Here is a 24,759-nt window from a genome sequence, read left to right as displayed (position 1 = left end):
GGTCTCCGGCGGACTCTCGCCGTGGACGTCCCGGATTTCACGGAGGCTTCAGACCCAGGGGCCGGTGCGCGTCACGAAAAGGACAGAGCTCGCGTCGAGTGACGACCAGGGAACAGTGGGCGTGTGTTGTGCGGTGATGACGACGCGGGGCACGACGCGAGCCTCGCTCGCATCGGCCCCGCGCTGAGAGGCGTTCAGGCAGGCACGGCCCGGGTGTTACTCGTCGGCGTCCTCGGTGAGGACGTCGATGTTGTCGATGCCCACGGGGCAGTACTCGTAGTACTTCACCTGGTACCGGATGTTCAGGTTGCCGTCCTTCACGCAGCGCTGCAGCAGCGCCTTGAGCTGGTTGTTCCGGTGCAGGTCCTCGAGGACGCTCTTCCGGTCGGCAATCTGCTTCTCGCCCGCGGAGCGCCCGCTGGGGCTGTTCGGCTTGATTTCGATGACCTCGCAGGAGCCGTCCGAGACATTCACGCAGTCGATGCGGCCTCCCGGAATCTCGTACTCCATCGCCGTGCAGCCGGTCTGGAGCGCGAGGTGCTTCTTGTTCCCGTTCTCCAGGTACATGTTGATCTTCGGGTTGTTCCTGCCGCGAAGGATGCCGAGGTTCCCCGCATCTTCGAGCCGCTTGTAGGCCGCGTTCATGTTCCGCTTCTGCCGGTTCGCCTCGGCCTTGAGGGCCGGGTTCTTCGTCGACTCGACCTTCTCCACCTCGGCGACCATCCGCTTGATGCGGTCGAGGTACTGGCGCTGCAGGTTCCCCATCACGCTCGCCACCTCGTCGGCGACCCGCTGCACGCGGTCGGCAATCTGGAACTCGTCCTGGTCGCAGAAGGCCTGGAGGAGCTTGTCCGCGCTCTCCTGGCGGAACCGGCCTCCGGGCTTCAGCCCGCGGCGCTCCTTCTTCCAGTCCTCGTAGTCCTTCGCGACACGCTCCAGGGTCGTCTTCACGAGCAGGTCGCGGTCCCTGAGCGTCTTGAGCGCGCTCGCGACGTCCGGGTGGTTGACGCCCTGGGTGAGCTTGCCGCACGCGGCCTTCGACTCGTCGAGCTTCGTCTTCATGTGCCGCTGCATGGCGGTGGCCGTCTCGTGGAGGCGGTCGCGGACCGTCCGCCAGCGGCCGTCGTCGAACGAGAAGCGCTTCGAGTCCTCCAGGAGCCGGTCCTGCTCGCCGAGCCGCTTCTCCGCCGCGTCGAGCTGCTGGCGCGTCTCGTTGGCGGCCTTCTCGGCCTGCTCGGTGAGGACCTTGATGCCGGTGTCGGCCTCGTCGAGGTTGCCGAGGTAGTTCTTCGCCGTGCCCATGAGCTGGTCTTCGCTCGCCTTGCACGTCGTGGAGAGCGCGTCGAACGAGAACTGCTGCGGCTTCACCTGCTTCAGCAGCTCGAGCGAGCGGCGGAATTCCTTGTTCTTGTCCGGCCAGACGTCCGTCATCCGCTTCGCGACGTCGTCCTCGCCGCGCGCGTTCCGGAGCTGCTCCAGCTGCGATGCAATCTCGTTGTTGTAGCCGAGCGCATAGTCAATCTCCGAGGTGCCCGTGCGTGCGCCAGCACCGGAGAGATAGGAGGCCGTCTGGTCCAGGAGCTGGTTGAGCTTCTCGGTCAGCTCCTTGCGCACCCGGTTGTTGTCGCCCAGCTTCGCGAGCGCGTCCTTCACGGCGTCCGCGTCGCGGCCCTTCGCGAGCTCCTGACACTTCGACTTCGTCTCCTCCATCCGCCGCGTCCAGCGGTCCCAGATGTCGCTCACGCCGTCGTGGAGCTCGCCCTTCACGTCCGACCAGCGGCCGTGGGACTCCGAGAAGTACCGCGCGTAACCGCGCGCGCGGTCCATGTCGCTGTGGACCTCCTGCAGGCGCTTGTACTCGTCCGAGTACTGGCGTCCGACCTTCTCGGCCTCGTCCGAAATCTTCGAGACGCCGTTGGGGTCCTTCTTCTCGATGAAGTTCTGCATGAAGGACTTCAGGTTCTTGTCGGCCTCCAGGCAGCGCTCATGCAGGCGCGACTCATCCGCCTTCACCTGGGCGTCCTTCATCCGCTTCAGGTACTGCGCCGACTCCCGGAACTTCGAGATGTAGTCCGGGTAGTAGTAGACCATCGACTTGCCCGGGTCGCTCTGCGGGTCCAGCGACTTGAGCCGGTCCACCTCGCTCTTGACGGTGTTCAGGTAGTCGAGGGCCGAGTCGATGTCGCTGGAGCTCGAGTCCGAGACGATGCCGTCGAGCTTGTCCTTGATGCGTGAGAGGTTGTCGTCAATCGCGCGCACCCGGTCATCAATCTCGTCCGCGCTCGCGGGCGCTGCGACGAGGAGCGCGAGCATCCCCAGGGTCAGTCTGTTCTTCATCTTCATTCCCCCTTCTCCAGCTTCCGCGGACGCGCGCCCTTCACCTGGGCGTTCTTCGGGAACAGCTTCGCGGCCGCCTTCCAATCGAGCGCCCGACCCATGCCCGGCTTCGCCGGCTCGCCACCTGCCTTCGGGGCAATCTGGCTCCACTCCTCGGCGGTGAAGCGGCTCGTCTCCTGCGAGGTGCGCGCGAACCAGCTCGCGTAGACCGCGGGGTCGATGTCGAACCCGCCGTCCACCACGACGTTCCCCTCGGCCTTCTTGAAGGGCAGGTCGGCCAGCAGATGCATCGACTTCTCATCCACCGTCGGCGGCGGCGTGCCCAGCGTGGAGCGGAACGCCGCCCAGTTGCGGAAGAAGGCGTTGTTCGTGAGCACCACCTCGCTCAGGTTCGAGGTCGACCGCACCGCGAAGTTGTCCACGTACTGGAACACGTTCCCATCCAGCACCGCCGCGGTGTTCCCGTTCAGGGAGACGCCGCTGCCCGTGGAGGAGGAGCCGTCATGCGGGCGGTTCCGGTTCCAGACGAAGAGGATGGTGTTGTTGCGCACCTGGGCCGGCCGGGTGCCGAAGCCGCCGGAGACGCGGATGGCCTCGCCGAACATGTTGGCCACGATGTTGTTCTCGAAGGTGACCAGGTTGCTCATCCGGACCGCCGCGCCCGCGCCGTTGAGGAAGGTGCAGTTGCGGACCACCGTCTCCGCCGACGACACCCAGAGGTGCTCGTTGTCGGGCGAGGTGTTCAGGTCGATGAAGCCGTCCGCGTCGTAGCGGTTCAGCGAGCGGCGGTCGAAGACGAAGCCGTCGATGATGAGCCCGGTGTGGTCGCCGTTCCCCTCGAAGAGGTAGCCCTGCGGCGACGTCTTGGAGTCCGACGGCCACGCGAGGAGGCTCGGCGTGTTCCAGGGGTCGCGCTTGGTGAAGTCGCGGTCCCAGCCACCGAGCAGCGCGAGGTACTGCTTCCCGTCGACGACCCACTTGCCGCTCTTCAGCTTGCCGCCGTACTCGCCCTCGGTCACGAGGATGCGGTCACCCTTCCCGGCCCGCTCGATGGCCTGGAACGGGTCCTTGAACGGCTTCTCGCGCGAGCCGTCGCCCCCGCTCTCCCCCGCGCGCACGAACCAGTCGCGCCCCTTCGGGCGCTCGGAGGCGACCTCCGCCTGTTCGAAGGGCTCGATGGCGTCGATGGTGATGGCGTGCTTGGGGTAGCCACCCTCGCGGGCGCGCGCGGTGCCGCGCACGACGAAGAGGTCTCTCGGCGGGCCCGAGCCATAGTTGGGGATGTTGTCGATGGTGCGCTCCACCGACGTCCCCTTCTTGAAGAAGCCGACGGAGCTCGTTTCATTCTTTGCGTCGACCAGGCGGACGGCCTTGTGCGTGTCGCGCGAGGTGCCCGGGGGACCGTTGTCCGGGTTGCTCACGCCCTGGACTCCGAGGACGACCTCGATGTCCTTGCCGTCGTAGCCCTTCGGGTTCGCGGCGAAGGCGCCGAGGGTCACCTTCGTGTACGCCTTCGACGGCGCCGCCGCCGTGGCAGCCGAGAAGCTCACCGGCAGCTCCCTCGCGCGAGCGCCCTGCTTCAGCGAGGCGTTCTTCGGCGCGATGAGCGCGGCGACCGCCTGCGGCGGATAGGCCGGCGCGAAGAGCGCGACGCCCTCGCCCGTCGCGGGGAGGCCCGCGCCCGTCCGCGTCTCCTCCCAGGCCTTCGCGTCGAACTTCTTTCCGAGCGTGGAGCGGCGGGTGAACTTCTCGTACCACGCCGAGTCGAACGGGAGCTTCGGGTCCACCGCGACGTTGCCGCCCGCCTTCGCGAAGCCGGCGTCCTCGGCCTCCCCGATGTCCGAGTCGTCGAGCGAGGACTTCTTGCCCTCGAAGTAGAAGGTGACGTTCGAGTAGAGGTTGCGCCAGAACGCGTTGCCCTGGAGCGACACCTTCGCGGGCGACGGCGCCTGGACGCCGTGGTTGTCGGAGTGGACGATGAGGTTGTTCTCGATGAGGGCCTTGTTCGTCACGTCGATGCCGGAGCCCTCCGTACCGCCCTCGGTGATGGCCTTCGTCGCCCAGATGAAGGCCAGCGTGTTGTTGCGGATGGTGACGGGCAGGTCATGGTCGCCGCCGCCCTTGGAAATCACGGCCGCGTAGATGGAGTTCACGATGACGTTGTTCTCCACCACCGCGCCCGGCGACGTGCGCACCGCGCTGATGGAGTTGACGATGAGACAGTTGCGAAGGACTCCGCCCTTCGCGAGGTCGACCGCGCCGTTGCGCATCAGCGCCTTCGGGTCGAAGTCCCCGCCCTCGCTCGCGTAGTCGTAATACTCCTGCATGTCGATGAAGAAGCCGTCGATGGTGGCACCGGCGGTGTCGCGCTGGGTGCTGGTGCTGACGCGCGCGAGCGAGATGTCCGGCCGGTTCGCGGAGCCCTTGCGCCAGGTGAGCTCGGTCAGGTTCTTCCAGGGGTTGCGCTCCCGGAAGCCCGCGTCATAGCCACCGAGCAGTTCGACGCCGGGGAACTGGAGCTCCCAGTTCCCCTTCTCGAGCTTGCCGAAGTACTTGCCGGCGGCGACGTGCACCTTGTCATTCGCCTCGACGCGCTCGAGCGCCATCCAGGGGTCGGCGAAGGGCTTCTCGCGCGAGCCGTCACCGCCGGTGGCGCCCGCGCGGACGAACCAGTCTTTCGCGTGCGCAGGGAGGGCAAGACAGAGCGAGGCCAGGACGAGCAGCAGGCTCAGGACACGATGCATGACGAACTCCTCTGGACGGGGGAAGCGTGCGAGCGCCGAGGGCAGGGTCTCGAGGTCAGGCGCGCGCAGGAGGGGAGCAACGGGCCCGGCGTGGACGCCAACCCATGGTCTTCACCCATCGTTCATGCCCCCCCTCCTCAGCGAGCATAGGGGAGGCGCCCCGCCTCGGCCAGGATTCAGCGCCGCGCCGGCGGTTGCTCAGGAGGCGTGGGGCCGCAGGTAGCTCGCGGCGTTGCGAAGCCCCATGCCGTCGTACGAGCCCATCGCGTTGCCGAGCTCCTGCAGGTAGTGCACCCACTGCTGCTCGCGGGTGAGCCCCGGCGGAATCTTGATGCCCGGGTAGTTGGGGAACCGGTCCACCGCGCTGGCGAACTGCCGCAACTGCCACGAGCTGCCCGTGTCGTTGGCCCGGCCCGTCCGGCCAATGGCGTTGAGCATCGCGTAGCGCTGGTCCGGCGTGAGCCCGAAGTCGTTCGCCACCTTGTTGAGCTGCTGCAGGCTCTGGGCGTTCTGGAAGAACTCGGGGAAGGTCGTCCCCAGTTGGAGCACCTGGTCGCGGGACCAGCCCGTCGTCTTCACGAGCGCGTCAATCTGCTCCGGTGAGCTGTACCGCTGCAGGTTCATCAGCTGGTCCACGTTGGCGCCAATCTTCCCCAGCACCGTGCGCTGGTCCTGGCGGAGCTGCTCCTTCCGCTCCCACTCCTGGCTCGACAGGATGCCCGCGCTCACCAGCTCGCCGAGGATGTACACGGCCGCGCCGATGGCCGCGAGCGGGGCCCCCACGCCCGTAGAGCCCAATGCGATCAGCACGCCGCCGGCCAGTCCCATGACGTCTCCGGCGATGGACAGCGCGGTGCCCTCGTTGCCCTGGCCAGCGGAAATCTCCTTGGCCTGGACGAAGAGGTCGAGCGCGGCGGCGACGGCGCCGAAGCCGCCCGCCACCCGCCCGGCCACCGTCGCCACGCCGCCGGCGCGGTTGGCCGCCGTCAGCGTCGAGCTGAGCGCGCTGGTGAACTGCTGGCCGGTGAAGGCCGCCGCCCAGGCGGCGCCCAGCGCATCACCACTCTCCACCGAGTGCCCGAGCTGCATCAGCCCGATGCCGATGCCCGCCGCGGCGAACGCGCCTCCCCACCGGGCCGACGAGCCCGACTCCAGCGCGGCCAGCCTGTTCAGCCCCGCCTGCGTGTCTCCGGCCACGAGCTGACGCAGCCCCTTGAACCCTTCCCGCAAGTTGCTCGGCAGGTTGCGGGCGGTCAGGTCCACCACGCCTCCGCCAGCCTGCTGGCCCAGGTAGGCGTTGGTGAGCACGGTCTGCATGTGGTCCACGGCCTGCGACGCCGTGGCCCTGGGGTTCTTCTCGAAGTAGCTGGCCAGCGAGCCCGCCATCGCATGCGAGCGGACGGTCTCCATGTCCATGGCGCTCGTGAAGGGAGCGAAAGCCGAGCCTGGCTTCTCCGCCTTCGCCGCCCAGGCCAGCGCCGTGTCCGCATGCGGAGACTGCGCCACGGCCGCGTAGGCGGCGTACGCCACCTGCGCGGTCGCGGTGCCCTCGGGGCCGCGGAGCCCCTGCTCCAGCAGCGGCTCGTTGCGCTTCAGCACGTCATCGAGGGCCTTCGCCTTGGCGTCGAAGCCGGCGTACTCGCTCGCGTGGAGCTTCCGGTACTCCGCGATGTAGCCCTTCTGCTGCGCCTCGGTGAGATAGGGCCCGAACGAGGCCATGTCCGACGCGAGCTGCGTCTCCAGCGTCTCGCGCTGCTTCAGCGCGTCCGAGTACACCTGCTCGGCCTGGTGCACCTCCGCCACCGCGGTGTCGATGCGGGCGTTGGTGGCCGCGCCAGTGGGCCCCAGGTAGGAGACGAGCACGTCCCGGTCCGCGGCGAGCAGGTGGCCCCTGGACACCGCGGTGTCGAGCGCGGGCTTCAGCAGCCCGGAGGTGGCCTGTCCCGCCACCACCTCCAGCGCGCTGCCGGAGACGCGCGTGGTTCCCACCGAGGAGACGGAGGCCGGGCGCGGCGGCGGGTTGGGCACGGCCCCGCGCACCTCGTACTCGAAGTTCTTCGCCAGCGCGTTTTCAAGCGTGCTGGCCGGCGTGGCCTGGAGCAGGTCGATGAGTTGCGCCTGCGCCCGGGGGTCGCCCGCGGCCTTCTCGAGCGCGGCGTTGGCGGCCCCGGTGAGGGAGCGCGAGTCACGGTAGCCCTGCATGAGCAGGTTCCACGCCTGGCTCACGTCCACCGTCGGCGCGCTGTCGGCCACCTTCATCGCCGCCAGCGCGGGGTCCACGCCCGCGCGGGCGAGCGCGGCCTGACGCTCGGCGGAGCCCGGGGGCGTGGAGAGGATGCGGTGCATGGCCGTGCCCGACACCGTCCCGGCGACGCTGTAGCGGCCGTCCGCATTGAAGGCCTCGAGGCTCGGGTAGCCGCGCCCGGAGCTCGGGTCGAAGATGCCGCTGCCCTGGCGGATGACGGCGTGTCCCGTCTGTCCCTCCGCTCCCGGGCGGTTGTCGCTCAGCAGCAACACCTCCGAGCGCGCGCGAAGCTCCGGCGAGGCCAGGGCCAGCCAGTCCCCCGCCTTGTCGAGGCAGTTGGCCTCTGCGTCCCGGATGTCCTCGGTGAGGAGGCTCGAGGCCGCGGGCTCCTCGGCCGGCCGTGGCGGAGCCCCCGTCAGCTCCAGCCGGCGCGGCGTGGCGCGCGGCACGAAGGCATCCGGGGGTGGAGCGGGAGGAGGCGGAGGAGGAGGAGGCGGCGGCGTGAACTCGACCTCTCGCGTGCCTTCGGACTCCTGCGTGCTGCCAGACTCAGAGGACCTGTTGACGGATGATGATGAAACACTGGCGATGCCGCTCATGACGCTCCCCCCGGTTGAATGCCGGCCAGGAGCGGACTGCGTGCATCCCCCTCACCCCTGACCTGCCGCTGATTGAGTTATCGGCGGCTCGGCCACGGGGGTTGCGTGGCGGACCTTCCTTGCAGCTCAACGAACCACGCGCCCTGGCGCAGCGCGGGGAAGCCATGCGCCAGGGCTTCGTGCGGGTTCCTACCTGAAGCCCCGGCTACGGCACGGGGCTCACGTCCACGTCGACCACGCGGGGCTCCTCGGTGCTGTCCGCCCCGGTGAGCGAGGGCATCGAGGCGCCCACCTGGAGCGTCAGCACCCACTCTCCGGTGCTGACCTGGGTGGGCTCGTACTTCCAGAAGAGGAGCACGGGCCCGCCGCTCTCACCTTCGAGCAACAGCGCCTCGCGGGCGCGCTGCTCGATTTCCGCCGTGGTCAGCCGCGTGTGCAGCAGGTGGCCCGCGCGGGCCAGCGGCGGCCACGAGACGAGCGCGCGCTGGAAGCCGCCGTCCACGCCGTGGGTCACCACCGCACGGTGGCCCTCCACGCGAATGCCGTTGATGGCCCGCAGCACGAACGTCTTGTGGCGGTGGAGCGTGGGGGCGCCGACGACGCCATTGTCCTCGCTCTTGATGAAGGACTGCACCTGCCGGATGGGCCCCAGCTCCGAGGCGGGGATGCCCCAGCCCTGCAGGCGGGCCAGGGCGTTGCGCTGCAACACCGCGGGCTCCTGCGTCGTCTCCGGGCCGCTGGCGGTCTTGCTCAGCACCAGCACGCGGCCGGCGGAGGGGTTGCTCTCGAGCTTCCAGGTCTGGGACTCCTGGTCGCGGCGGGTCCCCAGCGTCCCCGTCACGGTGAAGGGCTCCGTCGTGCCCACCAGGCCACGCTGCAGCATCGCGTCGTCGAAGGCGGTGCGGGGGAGCAGGTCGGTGGGCAGGCTTCCGGTGGGAGGCGTGGCAATCCCGGTGGAATCGAAGGTGAAGCCGGTGGCCAGCGCCTGCGCGGCACGCTCGAGCTGCGCGGCGTTGTCCACGGGGGCGGCGGGGAGCGCTCCGGAGTCACAGCCGAGCGCGGCGGTGAGCGGGAGGGCGGTCAGCAGTCGGAGGAAATGGGTCTTCATGGCGTTTCGTTCTCTCTGGGCGAAGTCGTGGGGAGTGGCCGGGACTCAGAGGCTGCGGCCGTTCTCGGGGTCGCAGCCGGACACGTAGAAGTAGCTGGAGGCCGTCTTGCTGCCGGTGTTCTTGCGGTCTCTCCAGCCGCCGGCCTCGAACATCGCCACGCGCTGTGCCTTGGTCGCGCCGAAGACGATGGACACCGGGCAGTCGTCCTTGCGGATGCCCCAGTCGTAGGCCTCGTCAATCCAGTTCTCGCCCACGCCGTCGCTCCTCGAGCTCTCCACGTAGTCGTCGAGGTAGCGCTTCACCTTGTTGCCGCACGACGAGTCACCATGGAAGGCGTTCCACATGGAGAAGCCGCTGGTGCTCGTCACGAGCTGCTGCCGGTACCCCCCGTTCTCCCAGACCTCGATGTTGCCGGACTGGCAGGCCTTCACGACGGCGATGTTCAGCTTCCCGTTGCCCAGCCGCATGTGGGTGTCCGTGACGGCCGAACACGAGTCCACGTTGCTGCCCATCACAAGCCAGCTTCGAGCGGGCGACTCGTTGTGGCCGCCGTGCGTGTGCACGAAGAAGACGTCCGCGTCGTCCACGCCGGCATTGGCCAGGGTGTCCTTGGCCTGGGTGGCGGACTTCGCGGCGTCGGTCCAGAGGTCCGCGCGCGCGCTCGAGTTGTTGAGCGTCTGCACGTCCGACCAGAGCCCGTTGTTCTTGAGGTTGTTGAAGTAGTTCGCCACCACCGCCGCCGTCTTCGTATGGACGGAGTGCGAGTCGGCGTTGCACTGCCCCGCCCCGCCGAAGCTGGCGATGCCATAGACGTGCGTCTCGTTCGCCAGCGCCGCCGCGGGCAGGAGCAAGGCCCCCGCGAGCGCCGCGCTCAGCCACTGCTGTGTCTGCTTCCGGAGTGTCATGGTCCTGGTCTCCCCCCGTGGGGCGTGCGTGATTGGCTGCCACGGCCGGAGGAGCCCCGCGGTGTGCGGGGCGTGCTCTCCAGCCTCGGAGCCTCAAACGAAACCTGGGGCCATTTCCCCTCACCCGCTGCCTCACGGAGTGCCGCGCCAGCAGCCACCCGCGCCTGGTGGAATTCGTGGGAGCGCTGAGCGGAGGAAACTTCTGGGGCGGATCTGCGATAATCCGAAAGGACGCCAACACCCACGCCCAGGAGGACCCCATGAGCATCAACAACGCGGCGGATAGAGCCGTCCTGGCCGGGCTCGGTGCCAGCCAGCGCCTGAGTACACTGGAAGAGAAGGCCCTCAGTGGCCTGTCCGGCCCGGACCGTGACCGCGCCGAGGCCCAGCTGATGCTCCAGAAGCAGCAGGAGACGGTGGCCTACATCACCAAGATCCTGAAGGACTCCGGCGCCATGGACGTCATCGGCAACATCAAGTAGCGCTTTCGGGCCCGCTCACCCGGGCCCTCAGGGCTGGCGCGGCGCGACGACGTAGCGACCGATGACAGACACGGAGGCACTGACGGTGTTGGCGGCCACGTCCACCTGGGCCCCCGGAACAGCCTGGGACGGCCCCCTCCAGGGGAGGTGATAGAGGCCGAGCGACTCCTCCGTCCCCCCCGCCGGGATGAGCGCCGGGTCGTACCGGATGGTGAGCCGGGCGGGCTGGTTGAAGGGCAGGTCGCGAGGCAGGAAGGCGTAGTTGTGCGCCCAGCCGAAGTCCTGCCACGCCTCCGGCAGGGCCATGCCACTGCGCCAGGTGTCGGACTCCACCTGAAGTGATGAGCTCACCGCGCCCGCGGGAAGGCTCCACTGCACCGCGCCCAGGTAGAGCTGGACCGTGCTCGCCGCCGGGGTGAAGAGCGCGGAGTCTCCCCACTGGTTCGCGTGCAGCTCTCCCGCCGCGACGACGGCCGCCAGGGTGTCGGAGCCCAGCAGCCGGTCCAGGATGCGGTGGTACTGGAGGCCCGACGTGGCCCTGGGCACTCCGAGGTAGAGGTCCTCCGTGCCCTTCTCCGACGCGTACAGCGCGTCCAGCTCGACCAGGCTGGCGGTCAGCCGGGGGAAGTCCAGTCCATTGCGCTGGCAGAGCTCCCAGGCGGTAGGGGCAAACTGCTGGTTGAACGCGTCGCAGAGGGTGGGAGCCAGCCCCTCCACCTTGTACGACAGGGCGCGCACGAGCCACTCGTGGGAGAACTCGTGGCGCAGGAACAGCACGACGTGTGAGTACTCATGGACCAGGAGGCCCTGGTTGTCACGGGCGAGCGCGTTCTCGACGGTGAGCGCGCGCGCGACATAGGGCGGCGGCTCGCGCGACTTCTCCAGGTCCCAGAGGCAGACGTTCGACCCCGGGCCCGGTCCGCTCTCGCTGAAGTTCATGAAGGAGGCCCCGGACAACGTGCCCGACGTCCCGCAGAGACTGTCGCCAGCGAGGTGGATGTCCACCGGCACCATCTGGGGCAGCACGTCGACGCCCGTGAGTGCCAGCAGCTCGTGCTTCACCGCGAGGAAGCCCGCGTAGCGGGCGTAGATGTACTGCTCGTCGATGGGGCAGGGCTCCTGGCAGACGATGCGGAAGGTGTCACCCGGGCGCTGGTACGCGAGGTAGCTCTGCCCTCCGAGCATCACCTGCTCCCGGGGGATGGCGGGCACCTCGACAGGTGTGCCGGCGTCGGTACCCGCATCCGTGCCGGCGTCGGTGCCTGCATCCGTGCCCGCGTCGGTGCCTGCATCCGTGCTCGCGTCGGGCCCCGGTGTCCCGGCGTCGGTCAGGTGCTCTGCGTCGCCGCAGGCGGACAGCAGCACGAGGGCGAGGGTCAGCAGGACGAGGGTCTTCTGGGCGGAGTGTCCGGAGGTCACGGCGTGCCGGAGTACTACAGCCCCCTGCTCTCGCGGTAATCGAACTCACCACCGGCCGAAGCGCGCTACGACTCTGACTCCTGAGTCCTCCCCATCCAGAAGCGAGGCCCGGGCCCGAGCTTTCCGGCCCGGTCATGTGGGTTGGCGAACCGGCAGCGCTCGATGGAGAGGCAGCCGCACCCGATGCACCCGGTCAGTCCGTCCTTGAGGCGCTCCAATTCGGCGATGCGCTCGTCGATTCTCGCCTTCCACGTTCGCGACAGCCGGGCCCAGTCCTCCTGGTTGGGAACCCGGTTCTCGGGCAGCCGGGCGAGCTCCGTGCGGATTTCCTGAAGGCTCATCCCGACCCGCTGGGCGAAGACGATGAAGGCCACCCGCCGGATGACGGGGCGGGCGAAGCGGCGGTGCCCGGCCGGCGTCCGCACCGACTGAATCAGCCCCTGCTCCTCGTAGAAGCGCAGCGCGGAGGTGGCTACGCCCGTGCGCCGCGCCAGCTCGCCAATCGTCAGTGGCTCGAACATTCCCCGATGGCAGCAGCACTTCGGCTTGACTTCAAGTGCACTTGAAATCCTATCCATTCACCCGCTTTGAATCCCAACGCCCCTTCGGGGCACGGAGGCTGGAATGCGGGTGGCCGAGGTGACGCGTTTTGGAGGTCCGGAGGTCCTGGTGCCGCGCGAGGTGCCGGACCCGGTGGCGGGACCCGGACAGGTGGTGCTGGACGTGGACGCCGTCTCCATCCTGTTCGTGGAGACGCAGGTCCGAAGCGGCTGGGGTCAGGACTACTTCCCGGTGAAGCCGCCCTACGTGCCGGGCGACGGAGTGTCCGGGCAGGTCCGCGCCGTGGGCCGGGACGTGGACCCGAGTTGGGTGGGCCGTCGCGTCGTCACGCGCACCGGGGGTGGCGGTGGGTATGCCGAGCAGGTCCTGGCCTCGGTGAAGGAGTTGATTCCACTGCCGGAAGGCGTGGGCCCGCGCGAGGCGGCGGCGCTCATCCATGACGGCACCACGGCGATGGGGCTCGCCGAGGCGGCGCACTTCCGTCCGGGAGAGTGGGTGCTCATCACCGCCGTGGGAGGTGCCCTCGGCATGTTGCTGGTGCAGCTGGCCCGCGCGGCCGGTGCGCGCGTCATCGGCGCCGCGCGTGGCGGGCGGAAGCTGGACATGGCTCGCGAGCTGGGCGCGGAGCGCGTGTTCGACTACTCCCAGCCGGGCTGGGCCGAGCGGGTGCGCGAGGCCACCGGAGGCAGCGGGCCCGACCTGGTCCTCGACGGCGCGGGCGGGGCCATTGGCCGGGCCGCGTTCGAAATCACGGCGCGAGGCGGCCGCTTCTCCGCGCACGGCGCCCCCAGCGGCGGCTTCACGCCGATTGCGCCCCAGGAAGCCGAGCAACGCGGGGTGACGGTGCGCGGAATCCAGCACGTGCAGTTCAGTCCCGAAGAAGCAAAACGGCTGGCCACGCGGGCCCTCGACGCGGTGGCCGCGGGCCTGCTCCGGCCCATCATCGGGCAGACCTTCCCGCTGGAGCGGGCCGCGGATGCCCACGCGGCGCTGGAAGCCCGAGGCGTGGTCGGCAAGGCGCTGCTGGTGCGCTGAGCGGCGCCCGCCGGGTGCGCCCAGGCACGCTGCTCGGAAGCCCCGATGCAGGCGCGCACTCGCGCGAGGCGACGGCCGGGCGCGGCGCCGATATCGATGGGCGCCCGCCCGTCCACCAACGTCCGGGCGTCCCGCTTGTCCGTCTTCACCCGACGGCTTCGCGTAGCGTACATGGGCGCAAAGTTGGGGTCCGCCACCACCACCTCGTGGCCCAACTCCTCCAGGCCTCGGGCCACCCATTCGCTCTCGTTTCTTGGAATCTGCGCCATCCATACCCAGACAACCCCGGATACATGTCACACGGATGAAATGTGTCGGTGTCACGCCCTGCTACTCGACCTGTAGCAAGAAGCGATACATCTCCCGCCGGGCTGTAACAGCATGCGCTACAGCGGTGGCGGCTCGGGGGGCTCAATTCCTTGGTGATACAGAGGAGGTGAAACATGCCAGCGGGCGCTGGCGTGCGGAGTGCAAGGGGATGGCGGGCCGCCAGATGGAGAGCATTCGGGCTGGGCCGGCACCGGATGCAGCGTTCTCCCGGCGGAGCAGAGTCTTCCCCTATTCAAGAGGTAGGTAAATCCATGCAGCTGAAGATGATGGGCCGTCTTTTCGCGGCGGCGCTTCTGAGCGTGATGTCGGGTTGTCAGGGCGAGGAGCCCACGGCGGCGAACGGCGACGCGGCCACGCAGGAGTCCGGTGTGGAGTCGCAGTGCGTAGGCCGGTTCAACGGCATCAACAGCTGCGCGCTGGGTAACGCGCAGCTGGCGTCGACGGAGCAGGGGCTGACCGTGGGCGGGCTGCGCAGCGTGAAGACGGACGGTGTCGCGAGCAGCTTCGCGCGGGCCTCCAGCTGGACGCAGGCGACGGAGATCAAGTTCGGCAGCACCTCGGGCGCGCTGCAGCTGGACGCGCGCTCGGGCGCCCAGGTGGTCAGCTCGCTGCGCGTGACGCCGGGCCGTGAGACGGACACCGCGAACATCACCCCGACGTTCAGCGGCGCGCCGGGCGGCTCCCCCTACCGGATGAACGTCTACCGCGAGGGCGTGCTCCAGGGCTCGTCCACGAACCCCGCCAACCGGATGATCGTGTTCAACAACTGGCGGGACTTCATCCGCTGGCTGGTGGCGGTCGCCGACTTCTACGAGATTGACATCATCTGGGGGAAGAACGGCGAGAAGCCCGTCGCCCCGGCCAACGTGGGCGCGTGCGGCTGGCGCCTGCGCACCAAGGGCACCACCTTCTCGGTGACGCTGGATGACGGCAAGGTGCTCACGGGCGACACCGTGGAGTTCGTGGAGGAGATCGAGGACGGCCACTACCCGTACAACGGCTTCACGGGCATCGACGTGAAGGCGACCGCGCAGGGGCTGAACATCCTGAGCGAGTCCTTCGTGCCGGCGGCGAAGTAGTCGCCCCGCCCGTGCCTCGAGCACGGGCCTGACGCCGGGCGGGTGCCACGTTGGGCCCGCCCGGTGTCGTCTCCCGCGTCCCTGGAGCCACCCGATGAGCCGGCGGCCGTACCTGTTGGGCATTCCCCTCGGAGCGCTGGTGCTCACCGCCGTGTGGGCGCACGCGGGGCGTCGTCCCCTGCCCCCGCCCCTGGTGCTGGGAGCGCTCGACGTCGCGGTGGAGCCAGGCGAGGAGCTGCCGGGGGGCGCCGCCACGGTGACGGACGCGGGGCGCAACGCCTTCGGTCGCTCGCCGCCGAACATGGACCGCTCGCGCTGGCCGGAGTTCCACCTGGGCAAGCGCGTCTTCGACCGCGACTGGAGCGACCCCGGCCATCTGCCCGGACTGGGCCCCCTCTTCAGCGCGAACTCCTGCATGACGTGCCACGTGAAGGACGGGCGCGGGCGCCCTCCCCTTTCACCCTCCGAGCCCCAGGTGTCGCTGGCCATCCAGCTCGGCTCCGCCACGGGCCCCGGGCCGCATCCCGTGTATGGCGAGCAGTTGGATGTCCACCAGCTGGGCCAGCCCCGGGGCGAGGGCACCGTCGAGGTGGGCCACGAGGAGCTCACCGGCACGTTCGCCACGGGCGAGCCGTACTCCCTCTTGCGCCCCGTCTACCGGTTCAAGGACCTGGCTCACGGGCCGCTGGAAGCGGGCACGCCCTTCTCTCCCCGCGTGTCTCCCGCCAACTTCGGCCTGGGGCTCCTGGAGGCCGTCCCCGAGGAGACCTGGCTGGCGCTGGCGGACCCGGAGGACCGGGATGGCGACGGCATCTCCGGACGCGCGAACCAGGTGGAGGACGTGAAGGAGCGCCGCCCCCGGCTGGGCCGCTTCGGGTGGAAGGCCAACCAGCCCACGCTGGCGCAGCAGGTGACCCACGCGCTGGTGGCGGACATGGGGCTGACGAACGAGCTCTATCCCCGGGCCCAGGAGCCCGAGGGCACGCCCGTCACCGCCGGGCCGCCCGACGTGAAGGACTATGACCTGGAGCGGCTCGTCTTCTACACGCGCCTGCTGGCCGTGCCGAAGCGGCGGGACTGGGACTCGCCCGGGGTGCTGCGTGGCAAGGCGGTGTTCCGCGCCATCGGCTGCGCCTCCTGTCACGTGGACCGGCCCCTGGAGACGGCGGAGGTCCCCGGCTTCCCGGAGCTGTCGCGCCAGCGCATCTTCCCGTACTCGGACCTGCTGCTGCACGACATGGGCGAGCGCCTGGCGGATGGACGTCCGGACGGGCTCGCCACCGGGCAGGAGTGGCGCACGCCGCCCCTGTGGGGCATCGGCCTGACGGCGACGGTGAGCGGCCACACCCGCTTCCTGCACGACGGGCGGGCCCGGAACCTCGAGGAGGCCGTGCTGTGGCATGGAGGAGAAGCCGCGCCCGCGCAGGAGCGCTACACGCGGCTCGTCCTCCAGGACCGGCAGGCGCTGCTGGCCTTCCTCGGCTCGCTCTGATTCGAAGCGGGCTCAGGGCAGAGGGAGCGGCCAGGCCGGGTATCCGCGCGCCTCGCCGGCACCTCGCGCGAAGAGGTCGGAGACCCCCGTCCTCACAGCGCACCTCGAGCCGCTCGACGTCTCGCCGTAGTCCGGCGCACCCTCCGCGAGCAAGGGCGCGTGAGCCCTCCCTCTCCCCTTCCGCTGAGGCTCAGCTCAGGACCGTGCGGCAGTTGGGACAGATGTCGGTCGAGAGGGTGAGGGAAATGGTGATTCCCTCCTCGCCCTTCCCGAACTGCTGCAGCTCCGGATCCGGCTCGATGACATCCAGCCCACAGGCCGGGCACAGAAGAATCTTGCGGCTGATGACGTGGTGGCCCAGCAAGCCCGCGACGACGAGCCCCCCTCCGGCGAGTGCCCAGTAGAGCAGTGGCTGCCCCAGGAGCGTTTCGCTGCCCGTGCTCATGACCGCACAGAGGCAGAGGAGCACGAAGCCCGCCACGGTCGGATAGGTCCCGAACCAGTTGTGGATTCTCATGCGGCGGGCGAACTCGTCGCGGATGAGCGCGAGCGCGGGGTCCTCGCTCCCCTGCCCGAGGACCTCGTCACGCGAGGGTGCGGTCTCGGCCGGGCGCGGGCTCGGCACCGCGGGGAGCTCGCGCCGGGCCTGGTCGCGCGCTGTCGCCGCCAGCAGCTGGTGCCGGGCCGTGGTCTCCTCGAGCGCGGAGGTGAGCAGGGCGGTGCTCCGCAGCGCGCGGCGGCACGTCTCCTCCCGGACAGGGCTCGCGAGCGGGGCCATCACCTCGTTCTCGGTGATGAGGACCCATGGGCTGTCGGCCTGGAGCGCCAGCAGCGCCTCTCGCACTCCGGGCTCGCGCAGCAGGCGGATGACCGCCGCCGGGTTCTTCCCCTGGATGAGGAAGCCCTCGTCCAGGGCGGGGTCTCCCACCTGGATGTCCCGCACCGCCCGTCCCGGGCGGCGCATGGCCCCGGGCACCTGTCGGGAGAGGTGGAGTCCGGCGGGCAGTGGCGTCTTCAACGGGACGCGCACTTGCGAGGTGCCATGCGGGGTGAGTCTCACCTCCACGGGATGGCCCCGGTAACGTCCGGACAACAGCCGCTCGTTCGAGCCTCCCGCGAGGGGGAGCTCCAGCTTCGGCGACAGTTCGAGCCAGGCACTCTTCGTCCGGCGCCGCCGCACCCAGCGCAGCGCCCACGGCAACGAGGTCACTGCTCCCACCGCGACCAGTCCCGCCAGCAACAGGGCATTCATCAGGCGCACGAGCCTGCCACGTTGCGGGAGCGGGGCGGAGTGCGAAGTGGACGGGATTGCTCACCCCAGCGAGTGACGCAGCGCCGCTTCGAGCGCGCGATCCACGATGCCGCGGTCGCCGTCGGTGTCGTTACCCGGGGTGGAAGGGATTGTCGCCGCGCGACGTCATACCTCCTGTCAGGTCCTCAGGGTACTCCGCGCCAGGGCTGCCGGAACAGGCACCAGCGGTCCTCGTCATTGAACACGCCGAAGACGTCCCCCGAGGCCGGGCAGAAGACGAGCGTGACGATGCTGTGCAGCCTCGTCCACAGCGGCAGGAGCGAGTCGAGTCCGCACTCCAGCTCCACCTTGAGCCACGGGGTTCCCCCGACCTGCCGGGCGAGGGCATCCGCCCAGAGCGAACAGCCCAGGCTGAAGTCGATGCCCTTCGTGTGCTCCCGCAGCCACCGGAGGAAGGGCTCGGGCTCCTCCCGGGGGTCCACGTACTCGAGGTCCGAATACGGCACGTCGAGGAGCCCCCGGATTCGGGAGTAGGCCGCCTTCGGGTAGATGCCGGGATGGATCTCCTCGGCGAGGCGGATGAAGCGCCCCCCGGGAAGGCTCGCGAGGAACGCTTGGAACTCCGGCCGCTCCATGAGCCGGGGGTCCTCGCTGTCGTTCCGGGCGGAGACCTGGTCGCAGGTGGCGGAGAAGCTGGCCCGCGCATCCACCAGACGGAATCGGCCCGCGTCGGCGCCCTCGGAGAGGGCTTCGACCGCGAGCGCCGCATCTTTCCAGGAGGTCGGGCCCGACAGGTGCGTGCAGCCCTGGCAGAGGATGCGCAGGCAGCCGAGGACTCCTTCGCGGCTCAGTTCCAGGCTCAGCCCCTCGAGATGCCCTTCGTAGGACTTGAGCAGCACGGAGGTGCCCCGCCAGTCCGCGAGGATGCGAGACAGCTCCGCCCGGTACTCCTCCGTCATCCGCTTCCGTAGAAACTGCCGCGTCGCTGGATTCATGACGTCCCGCACCCCTGCCCTCTCCCAGAGGGAGAGGGAGCATACACAGTGCGACTCAGGCCCGGGTACAGACAGTCCCGCGGCCCGGTGACAGCGTGTGCCTTTGCGTCCACAGTGGATGACCGACTCCATGCGCTTCTCGGGGCCGCATCAGGTGGAGGCGTACCTGAGCCTGGTTCCCAGCGAGGCTCGGGGCCGGGCTCAAGCCGTACGCGTGTAGCGCATCACCCAGTTCGTCTCCCAGGTCCTGCCGCCGTCAGGCGAAAACGCCTGTTCCCATTGCGCGGACGTGGGAGTGATTGTCGAGAAGATACCGCGCACCTTGATGGGCCTGCCTTCGAACGTATCGTCGGACAGGAAGGTCCCCACGCCGTTCGCGAAGGTGCCGATGATGGGCACGTCGAGCTTGTGCGGATGGCGCGCGTCCAGGTTCCAGTCGGCCCAGGTCTTCGTCTTCGCATCGAAGGCGCGCAGCCCCAGCCCGCGAGAGACGCCGTCCGGCCGGTTCACCACACGCTCGTTGATATTGGCGACGCCGCCGAGCAACGGCCAGACGCGGCAGGTGCCGTCGAACTCCTGCCACTCGTTGTTTTTGGCCAGTCGCTGCTTCAGGCGTCGATGCCTGACCGTCCAGGTGCCCAGGAAGAAATCGAAGTCACTGGCGCCGCTCGTGCCCGCGGCCTTGCCGTCGCCGACGTTCGGGCCGGCGGCGCTTGCGGTGTCGAACGGCATCAGGCTGGAAGCGGCGGCGAGCAGCGACAGCTGCAGGATCCGGCGGCGATGGGGGTCTTGTGGCATTGGCTTGCTCCGCGCTGCGAGGGGCGGCGTTGCTCGGGCCGTCCTCGGGAAATGGAGAGGAGCCAGATTGCGCGCGGCGCGGTCAGGCGGGAAGGGCCACTTACGGGCGGAGCATGAGGCCACTTCGGTGCACTCGTGCGGCGGCTTGCTGTCAGCCCACAGGCAGCTCGCGCGCGAACTGCGTGCGGTACCGCCCCTTCAACTCCTTGAGCGCATCATGCATCCCCGCGGCGCGGTACTGCTCCGCGAGCATGCGCCATGCATCCGCGTGGAGCGGCTCCAGCGCGATGACGCGCTCCAGGTGCGTGCGCGCCTCCTGGCGCGAGCCCGCGTTCACCGCCAGCCACCCGAGGATGAAGTGCGCGTTGACGGCCTCGTCATCCGCCGCCAGGGCCTTGCGGCACGCCGCACGCGCCGGCCCCATGCGGCCCGCGCGCAGGTGCACCTCGCACCGGAGCACGTCCACCACCACCGCGCGGGGGAACTCGCGCGTCAGCCACTGGAGCTTCGCCTCGGCCTTCGTCGCCGTCCCCTTGTCGAGCTGCGCCTCCACCTCCTTCGCGGCGCGGATGAGGTCTCCCTCGCGCTCCACGGGCACACCGCTCTTCTCCGGGTCCGGCAGCAGCGCCACCCAGCGCCGCATCTGCGTGGCCCAGGTGAGCACCTTGTCCATCTCCTTCACGCCGGCAGCCTTCGCCGCGACCTGCTCGGCCCAGGTGACGCTCCCGGTCTCCTTGAAGAGGACCGCCAGCTCCGCCCACTGGTCGGGGTTCGTCTCCTGGCGGGCCTCCGCGCGCTGACGGACCTGGACCAGGTAGGACTGGGCCTCGGCCCGCTTCCCCTCCCGGAGTCGGAGCGAGGCCAGGGAAATCAGCGGGCCGGGATGGCGGGGGAAGCGCGCGGCGGCGGCCTCGCAGCGCTCGCGCGTGGCGGGCAGGCCGGGCGCGGCGCGGGTGGCCACGTAACACGCCAGTGCCTGCACGTCCTCGTGGTCCGGGTGGCGGCGGGCAACGGGCTCCAGTTGCTGCGCGGCGACCTCGAAGCGGCCCTGCTTGTCGAGCGAGAGGACCTCTTCGATGCGCTGGCGGTCCACGGGCGGGAGCGGCTCGGGCCCGCGCTCCAGTGTCGTGCGTCCGGACGCGATGCCGTCGAGCCACGCGACGGCCTGGTCCTTCTCGGGCCCGTCCCAGTCGGACCACTGGATGGTGGCGAGCTTCTCCTTCAGCTCGCGCGCCCAGGCCCGTTGGGCCTCGGCCTCACGCCGTGCCTGGGGCAGGTGGCGCAGGCTCACCGCGAGCAGCTCCATCATCTGTGGGGCGAAGGCAGCCTGGTTCTTCCCGTACTCCGGATACATCATCCAGTGGGAGTTCTGGACGTGGAACGCGCCAAGGGTGTGCGCCCACTCGTGGAGCAGCACGGACGTCTCCTTGTGCAGCTTGAGCTCGCGGGAGAGCGAATCGCGCTCGTCCGCCGGCAGATGGGTGAGCGTGCGCATGATGTAGGCGACCTCTTCCGCGTTCCCCATCTCTCGCAGCACGCAGTGGCGGCCGAACATCCGCGCCATTCCCAGGTGGTGCTGCGACGCGGTGAAGCCCTTGAGGTGGGACACGAGCCCGATGACGAGGTCCACGTCCTCGCCGGGGTCCAGTGCCTCCAGCTCGGACAGCGTCGTGTCGAGCGTGCTCTCCGAGCTGCGCCGCTCCCACGGGTGCGTCGACTCGAGCTCGAACGTCACTCCGAGCGGCCCACGGACCACCGCGCTCGCGCGCTGGAGCTGGCTCACGATGCTGCTCCTCCAGTGAAGCACCTGGTCCCGGTAGTCGGAGTCGACGTACACCCGGACGCGCAGCTTGCGCACAGGGCTGGAGGAGGACGCGGAGGAGACCTCCAGCTTCTTCGGGGCGAGCTGCTTCGCGTATTCGCGCTCGTAGTCCACCGGCCGCTTCACACAGGCCAGGCCCGTGAGCACCAGCAGGACGGACAGCACGAAGCCACGACAACCGGTCCGTGAGACAGAGCAGCGCGCCATGTGAGTCCCCCAAAGGCATGGACGCCGGGGGGGCACGAGACCCCGCGCTGTGCGCCCATTCATCAGAACGTGCTGCCCTCATTCTATTCCAAGGACGGCCCACCTGCGACGGAGGTGGGACACGAAGTCTGACAGCGGGGCATCAAGCCGCTGAGGTGCCGCTTGCTGCTGGAGGGTGTATGACGGCGGAGCACCTGGTGGAGCGAGTGCCGCCGCACGTGGCCTATCGACAGTGACGATGTCCTGTCTCGCACGGGGTGCGCTGGGTGCTGCGGCTCGTCAGCCACCCTCCACTGCCGCTCCGTGCCGTTCGGCCGCACGCAAGGGGCCCCTCTGGAAGGATGCCCAGTATGGAGTGGAGCCGAAGTCACAGAGCGCATCAAACACTTCAATGACTGACCGGCGGACCCACACGAAACTGCGGAGCTCGATCCGTGGGGACACGTGGCACGTTCCTTGGCTCGTGAACAGAGTCAGGCTGAAGAAGCTGGAGACCATAGACCACCACCAGACGGGTTACGGTCTAAGGTTCACAACATACCGCCCCTCAACTTGAGCTCGAGCATGAGCAAATGATGCTGTGCCCGCCGGACCCTGTTGGGGTCTGGGATGCGGCTGTAGAACCCAAGCGCCTGCCGGTATAAGACTAACGCCTCGTCGAAATTCTCGCGTGCCTCGGCGATTTCCCCGACCGCCAGGTGGCAGGTGCCCTGACCCAGAAGATTGTCAATCTGCTGGAAGCGACCCACGGCCTCGCCGAAATAGGGAAGCGCCTGTTCGAACCGCGAGTTCCTCTGCTCGATCATGCCCAGAAACATCAAGCATCCTGCGTGTCCGTTGACGGAACTGACCTGCTCATAGACAGGCAGGGCCTGCTCGAAGAAGGCTCGCGCCTGCTCGTACTCCCCCATATTGAACGAGAGTTCGCCCAGATTCTTGATGCAGTTGGCCTCTCCCCAGATATCTCCGACCTGCTGGAACAAGCGCATTGCCTCCTCCAACAGAGGACGAGCCTCGGTGTTGCGCATGTTCCGGAGATGGACCTCTCCCATACTGCGAATGCTGGTGGCCTCGCCGTGTAGCGCGCCAGCCTGGCGGAAGAGGTGACGTGCCCGTTCGAAGTAGGAGTACGCATCACCTGACAATGAACGCCGGAGGGCACTCTCTCCGAGTTGATAGGTGCAGATGCCCTCACCATTTACATCCCCAATGTGATGATAGAGGAGTCGCGCCGCCTCGATGTGGGTCCGCGCCTCCTCGTGCCGGGCTTGTCTCAAGGCAATCTCGGCAAGCCCCTGATGACATCGGGCCTGGCCATGCGAAGCGCCGACTTCTTCAAAGCTCGCGAGGGCCTGTTCGAAGTAGTAGCTGGACTCCTCATACAAGGAGCGGGCGCTCAGGACTTTTCCCAGGCTCGCCATGCACTCCGTGGTGCGTCGCCAGTCCTCCCTGTGCTGGGCCGCCTCGCCAGCCTGTATCATCAGGCGTGGTGAGCCAGCCCCCGATGTCTCCATGAAATGGGTCAGCGCCAGGAGCGTGTCGATGGCCTGTTCGACACGCGAGCCCTCCAACCCCATCCGGATCACCTCGTCGACGTTGCCCATCTCGTCGACAAGCCAGGCCACTGCGGAAGCCCCCTCCTGACGCCCCACCTTCTCCCCCTTTTCCTTGGCCAGGCGAAGGTAGTAGTCGACCGTGCGTTCCCTCTCCTCCGAAGCCGGGGGGTAGAACCTTCTGACGTGCTCCCGGATGGGAGAGAGTTGACGCAGCCGCCCCGCTTCCATGAATGCGAGTCCTACCTTGCATAGCGTGCTCGCCCCCGCGAGGCCGCTTCGCGGAACGAGCGACTCGACGTCATCGAGCGCCATGCCCTCGGGCAGGCACGCAAGCACCGAGTTGAGCCGGTGAGCCTCTTCCGTCATTCGTGGGCTCTGGATTGACAGGCTGAAGGACACCGCGAGGCTCGACAGGCGGTCCGCGGCATCAGCCCTCTCCATGAGCTCGCTTCGCCGTGCCTCCCAGAGCTTCGCCAATACGGAAAGCTCGACTCCCTCCGCGGCATGGGCGAGCAGGGAAATGGCCAGCGGAAGGCCATCGTGCACCTCAAGCAGCGCGGACAGAGACGGCTCCTCGGGCGAGACATGCCAGGCGATGGAGCAGAAAAGCTGGCATGCCGCCTTTTCTCCCAGCGGAGGGACGACAATGGGCGAAGCCTGGTTCGGCAACAGGGGGCGGGCCTCTCCGCGCACCGATACAATGAGGGCCACACTCGGGATGGCGGCGAGCTGCCCCAGGAGTGCCTCCACCTCTCGACGATCTGCCTCCCAGGCCGTCTCGGCATTGTCGAGAACGAGCAACGCAGGGGCCTCCTCCAGCGTGCCACGAACCTGTGGCCACTGACCCGAAGTCGGAGGGATGCCGAGCGTCGCAGCGAGGGTGCTCAACATGCTGTCCGCGGTGGTCGCGCCATCCAGTCGGACGAAGAAGCGGCGGTTGCCAAAGCGTCCGATGGCCTCTGGAGCGTGCAGGGCTTCGATGGTGACAGTGCTCTTTCCAATCCCTGGAGGCCCCAGGACTGTTATGGGGCGTGGACCCGATTCGAGCACGGTCGCGACGAGCGCACGCACGATGGCCTCCCGACCGAAGCAGTGTCCGCGCACGGGAAGCACCGGACGCCCCCCGGAGGTGGCCGTCCCATCTCCTTCCACGTTGAGTTCGGCGCCACCCTTTGCCGCGAGGCGGGACGAGGCCAGCGAATCAACAATGCCCCGGAGCGCCTGGACCACGTGCGTCCACCCCGCCGCCGGGCCTGGCCATGCCTCGACGGCACGCCCATCCGATGGGAGTGCTTGGAGCCTGGCGAAGGTATGGCGCTGCCAATCCGACTCACGCAGCAGGATGGGAATGACACGCGTCTCCCCCTGTTCGTGTCGCTCCATGGCGAGGGGCAACTCGATGTTCATGCAGTAGTTCGAGGCAAGGAAGTTCGCGCTGACAAGAAGCAGTATGATGTCTGCTCCGAGAAGCTGGGCCCTGAGTTCTGGGGTCCAGGCTCGCCCCGCCTCGATCAGTTCGTCATACCAGGTGACGAGGAGCCCTTCGTACTCGAGCGGCCTCACGTACCTGCGCAACGTTTGGAGATCGGCTTTGTCAGCCCGCGCATAGCTATAGAAGAGCTTGAGCGGAGCAAGGCCTGGAGGCGTTCGGCGCATGTTCATTGCCTTCACGAAGGCGCTGCGACAGGTTGGCGCCGGGGATTATAGGACAATGGGCCCAGTCTCCACGAGGGGACGTTCTACCTCCTGCTCCGTAGGTGGCGGTAGCGTAGGCCTGGTGTCGGGAGTCATC

16 protein-coding genes are annotated in these 24,759 nt (G+C 68.7%); 4 read left to right on the top strand and 12 right to left on the bottom strand.

Translation table 11 applies throughout. From position 1 onward, the window contains the following. Positions 1-216: 216 nt before the first annotated feature. The 5 genes from G4D86_RS46120 to G4D86_RS46100 form a co-directional block, all read right to left on the bottom strand. Positions 217-2,343 (bottom strand): hypothetical protein, encoded by a 2,127-nt coding sequence (locus G4D86_RS46120; RefSeq protein ID WP_164001746.1) that lies wholly within the window; start codon positions 2,341-2,343, stop codon positions 217-219. Next, positions 2,340-5,081, bottom strand: coding sequence for a right-handed parallel beta-helix repeat-containing protein (locus G4D86_RS46115; protein ID WP_164001743.1), 2,742 nt, complete (start codon positions 5,079-5,081; stop codon positions 2,340-2,342). The genes G4D86_RS46120 and G4D86_RS46115 overlap by 4 nt, the downstream gene beginning before the upstream one ends. Positions 5,082-5,279: 198 nt before the next feature. Beyond that, on the bottom strand, positions 5,280-7,925 hold the full coding sequence (locus tag G4D86_RS46110; protein ID WP_164001741.1) for a hypothetical protein: 2,646 nt from the start codon (positions 7,923-7,925) through the stop codon (positions 5,280-5,282). 205 nt (positions 7,926-8,130) lie between these two features. Then, positions 8,131-9,033 (bottom strand): hypothetical protein, encoded by a 903-nt coding sequence (locus G4D86_RS46105; protein WP_164001740.1) that lies wholly within the window; start codon positions 9,031-9,033, stop codon positions 8,131-8,133. A 45-nt stretch (positions 9,034-9,078) separates the two neighbouring features. Further along, on the bottom strand, positions 9,079-9,939 hold the full coding sequence (locus tag G4D86_RS46100; RefSeq protein ID WP_164001738.1) for a DUF6345 domain-containing protein: 861 nt from the start codon (positions 9,937-9,939) through the stop codon (positions 9,079-9,081). A gap of 260 nt (positions 9,940-10,199) precedes the next feature. Between G4D86_RS46100 and G4D86_RS46095 the strand changes: the two genes are divergently transcribed. Next, a complete protein-coding gene (locus G4D86_RS46095; protein WP_164001736.1) occupies positions 10,200-10,421 on the top strand; it encodes a hypothetical protein in 222 nt (73 codons plus the stop codon). Positions 10,422-10,448: 27 nt separating this feature from the next. Here the strand turns inward: G4D86_RS46095 and G4D86_RS46090 are convergent, their stop codons facing one another. Both G4D86_RS46090 and soxR read right to left on the bottom strand, forming a co-directional pair. Continuing rightward, a complete protein-coding gene (locus G4D86_RS46090) occupies positions 10,449-11,840 on the bottom strand; it encodes a hypothetical protein (protein ID WP_164001692.1) in 1,392 nt (463 codons plus the stop codon). Between the two features lie 65 nt (positions 11,841-11,905). Then, positions 11,906-12,361, bottom strand: a complete 456-nt coding sequence (soxR, locus tag G4D86_RS46085) for a redox-sensitive transcriptional activator SoxR (RefSeq protein WP_164001734.1) — start codon at positions 12,359-12,361, stop codon at positions 11,906-11,908. A 103-nt stretch (positions 12,362-12,464) separates the two neighbouring features. Between soxR and G4D86_RS46080 the strand changes: the two genes are divergently transcribed. From G4D86_RS46080 to G4D86_RS46070, 3 genes are all read left to right on the top strand, one after another. Continuing rightward, a complete protein-coding gene (locus G4D86_RS46080; protein ID WP_164001732.1) occupies positions 12,465-13,436 on the top strand; it encodes a zinc-binding dehydrogenase in 972 nt (323 codons plus the stop codon). A gap of 581 nt (positions 13,437-14,017) precedes the next feature. Continuing rightward, positions 14,018-14,845: a hypothetical protein gene (locus G4D86_RS46075; RefSeq protein WP_164001730.1), complete on the top strand. Its 828-nt coding sequence runs from the start codon at positions 14,018-14,020 to the stop codon at positions 14,843-14,845. A 94-nt stretch (positions 14,846-14,939) separates the two neighbouring features. Continuing rightward, positions 14,940-16,337, top strand: coding sequence for a di-heme oxidoreductase family protein (locus G4D86_RS46070; protein WP_164001728.1), 1,398 nt, complete (start codon positions 14,940-14,942; stop codon positions 16,335-16,337). Between the two features lie 190 nt (positions 16,338-16,527). On the opposite strand, the gene G4D86_RS46065 is transcribed toward G4D86_RS46070, so the two are convergent. From G4D86_RS46065 to G4D86_RS46045, 5 genes are all read right to left on the bottom strand, one after another. Further along, positions 16,528-17,598 (bottom strand): hypothetical protein, encoded by a 1,071-nt coding sequence (locus tag G4D86_RS46065; RefSeq protein ID WP_164001726.1) that lies wholly within the window; start codon positions 17,596-17,598, stop codon positions 16,528-16,530. A 176-nt stretch (positions 17,599-17,774) separates the two neighbouring features. Then, a complete protein-coding gene (locus tag G4D86_RS46060) occupies positions 17,775-18,584 on the bottom strand; it encodes a hypothetical protein (RefSeq protein WP_164001725.1) in 810 nt (269 codons plus the stop codon). A gap of 201 nt (positions 18,585-18,785) precedes the next feature. Then, complete coding sequence (locus G4D86_RS46055) at positions 18,786-19,382, bottom strand: hypothetical protein (protein WP_205520368.1); 597 nt, start codon at positions 19,380-19,382, stop codon at positions 18,786-18,788. Between the two features lie 151 nt (positions 19,383-19,533). Continuing rightward, a complete protein-coding gene (locus G4D86_RS46050) occupies positions 19,534-21,411 on the bottom strand; it encodes a tetratricopeptide repeat protein (RefSeq protein WP_205520367.1) in 1,878 nt (625 codons plus the stop codon). Positions 21,412-21,941: 530 nt separating this feature from the next. Then, a complete protein-coding gene (locus G4D86_RS46045) occupies positions 21,942-24,623 on the bottom strand; it encodes a tetratricopeptide repeat protein (RefSeq protein WP_164001720.1) in 2,682 nt (893 codons plus the stop codon). Positions 24,624-24,759 lie beyond the last annotated feature (136 nt).

Origin of the sequence: Pyxidicoccus caerfyrddinensis, from assembly GCF_010894405.1 — a bacterium.
Classification (GTDB): domain Bacteria; phylum Myxococcota; class Myxococcia; order Myxococcales; family Myxococcaceae; genus Myxococcus; species Myxococcus caerfyrddinensis.
This window is presented reverse-complemented; position numbering and strand designations above follow the sequence as displayed.

Excerpts from the sequence above, each read along its gene's own strand:
- G4D86_RS46120 (WP_164001746.1), bottom strand. The coding sequence starts at position 2,343 with ATGAAGATGAAGAACAGACTGACCCTGGGGATGCTCGCGCTCCTCGTC.
- G4D86_RS46115 (WP_164001743.1), bottom strand. The coding sequence starts at position 5,081 with ATGCATCGTGTCCTGAGCCTGCTGCTCGTCCTGGCCTCGCTCTGTCTT.
- G4D86_RS46110 (WP_164001741.1), bottom strand. The coding sequence starts at position 7,925 with ATGAGCGGCATCGCCAGTGTTTCATCATCATCCGTCAACAGGTCCTCT.
- G4D86_RS46105 (WP_164001740.1), bottom strand. The coding sequence starts at position 9,033 with ATGAAGACCCATTTCCTCCGACTGCTGACCGCCCTCCCGCTCACCGCC.
- G4D86_RS46100 (WP_164001738.1), bottom strand. The coding sequence starts at position 9,939 with ATGACACTCCGGAAGCAGACACAGCAGTGGCTGAGCGCGGCGCTCGCG.
- G4D86_RS46095 (WP_164001736.1), top strand. The coding sequence starts at position 10,200 with ATGAGCATCAACAACGCGGCGGATAGAGCCGTCCTGGCCGGGCTCGGT.
- soxR (WP_164001734.1), bottom strand. The coding sequence starts at position 12,361 with ATGTTCGAGCCACTGACGATTGGCGAGCTGGCGCGGCGCACGGGCGTA.
- G4D86_RS46080 (WP_164001732.1), top strand. The coding sequence starts at position 12,465 with ATGCGGGTGGCCGAGGTGACGCGTTTTGGAGGTCCGGAGGTCCTGGTG.
- G4D86_RS46075 (WP_164001730.1), top strand. The coding sequence starts at position 14,018 with ATGCAGCTGAAGATGATGGGCCGTCTTTTCGCGGCGGCGCTTCTGAGC.
- G4D86_RS46070 (WP_164001728.1), top strand. The coding sequence starts at position 14,940 with ATGAGCCGGCGGCCGTACCTGTTGGGCATTCCCCTCGGAGCGCTGGTG.
- G4D86_RS46060 (WP_164001725.1), bottom strand. The coding sequence starts at position 18,584 with ATGAATCCAGCGACGCGGCAGTTTCTACGGAAGCGGATGACGGAGGAG.
- G4D86_RS46055 (WP_205520368.1), bottom strand. The coding sequence starts at position 19,382 with ATGCCACAAGACCCCCATCGCCGCCGGATCCTGCAGCTGTCGCTGCTC.
- G4D86_RS46050 (WP_205520367.1), bottom strand. The coding sequence starts at position 21,411 with ATGGCGCGCTGCTCTGTCTCACGGACCGGTTGTCGTGGCTTCGTGCTG.
- G4D86_RS46045 (WP_164001720.1), bottom strand. The coding sequence starts at position 24,623 with ATGCGCCGAACGCCTCCAGGCCTTGCTCCGCTCAAGCTCTTCTATAGC.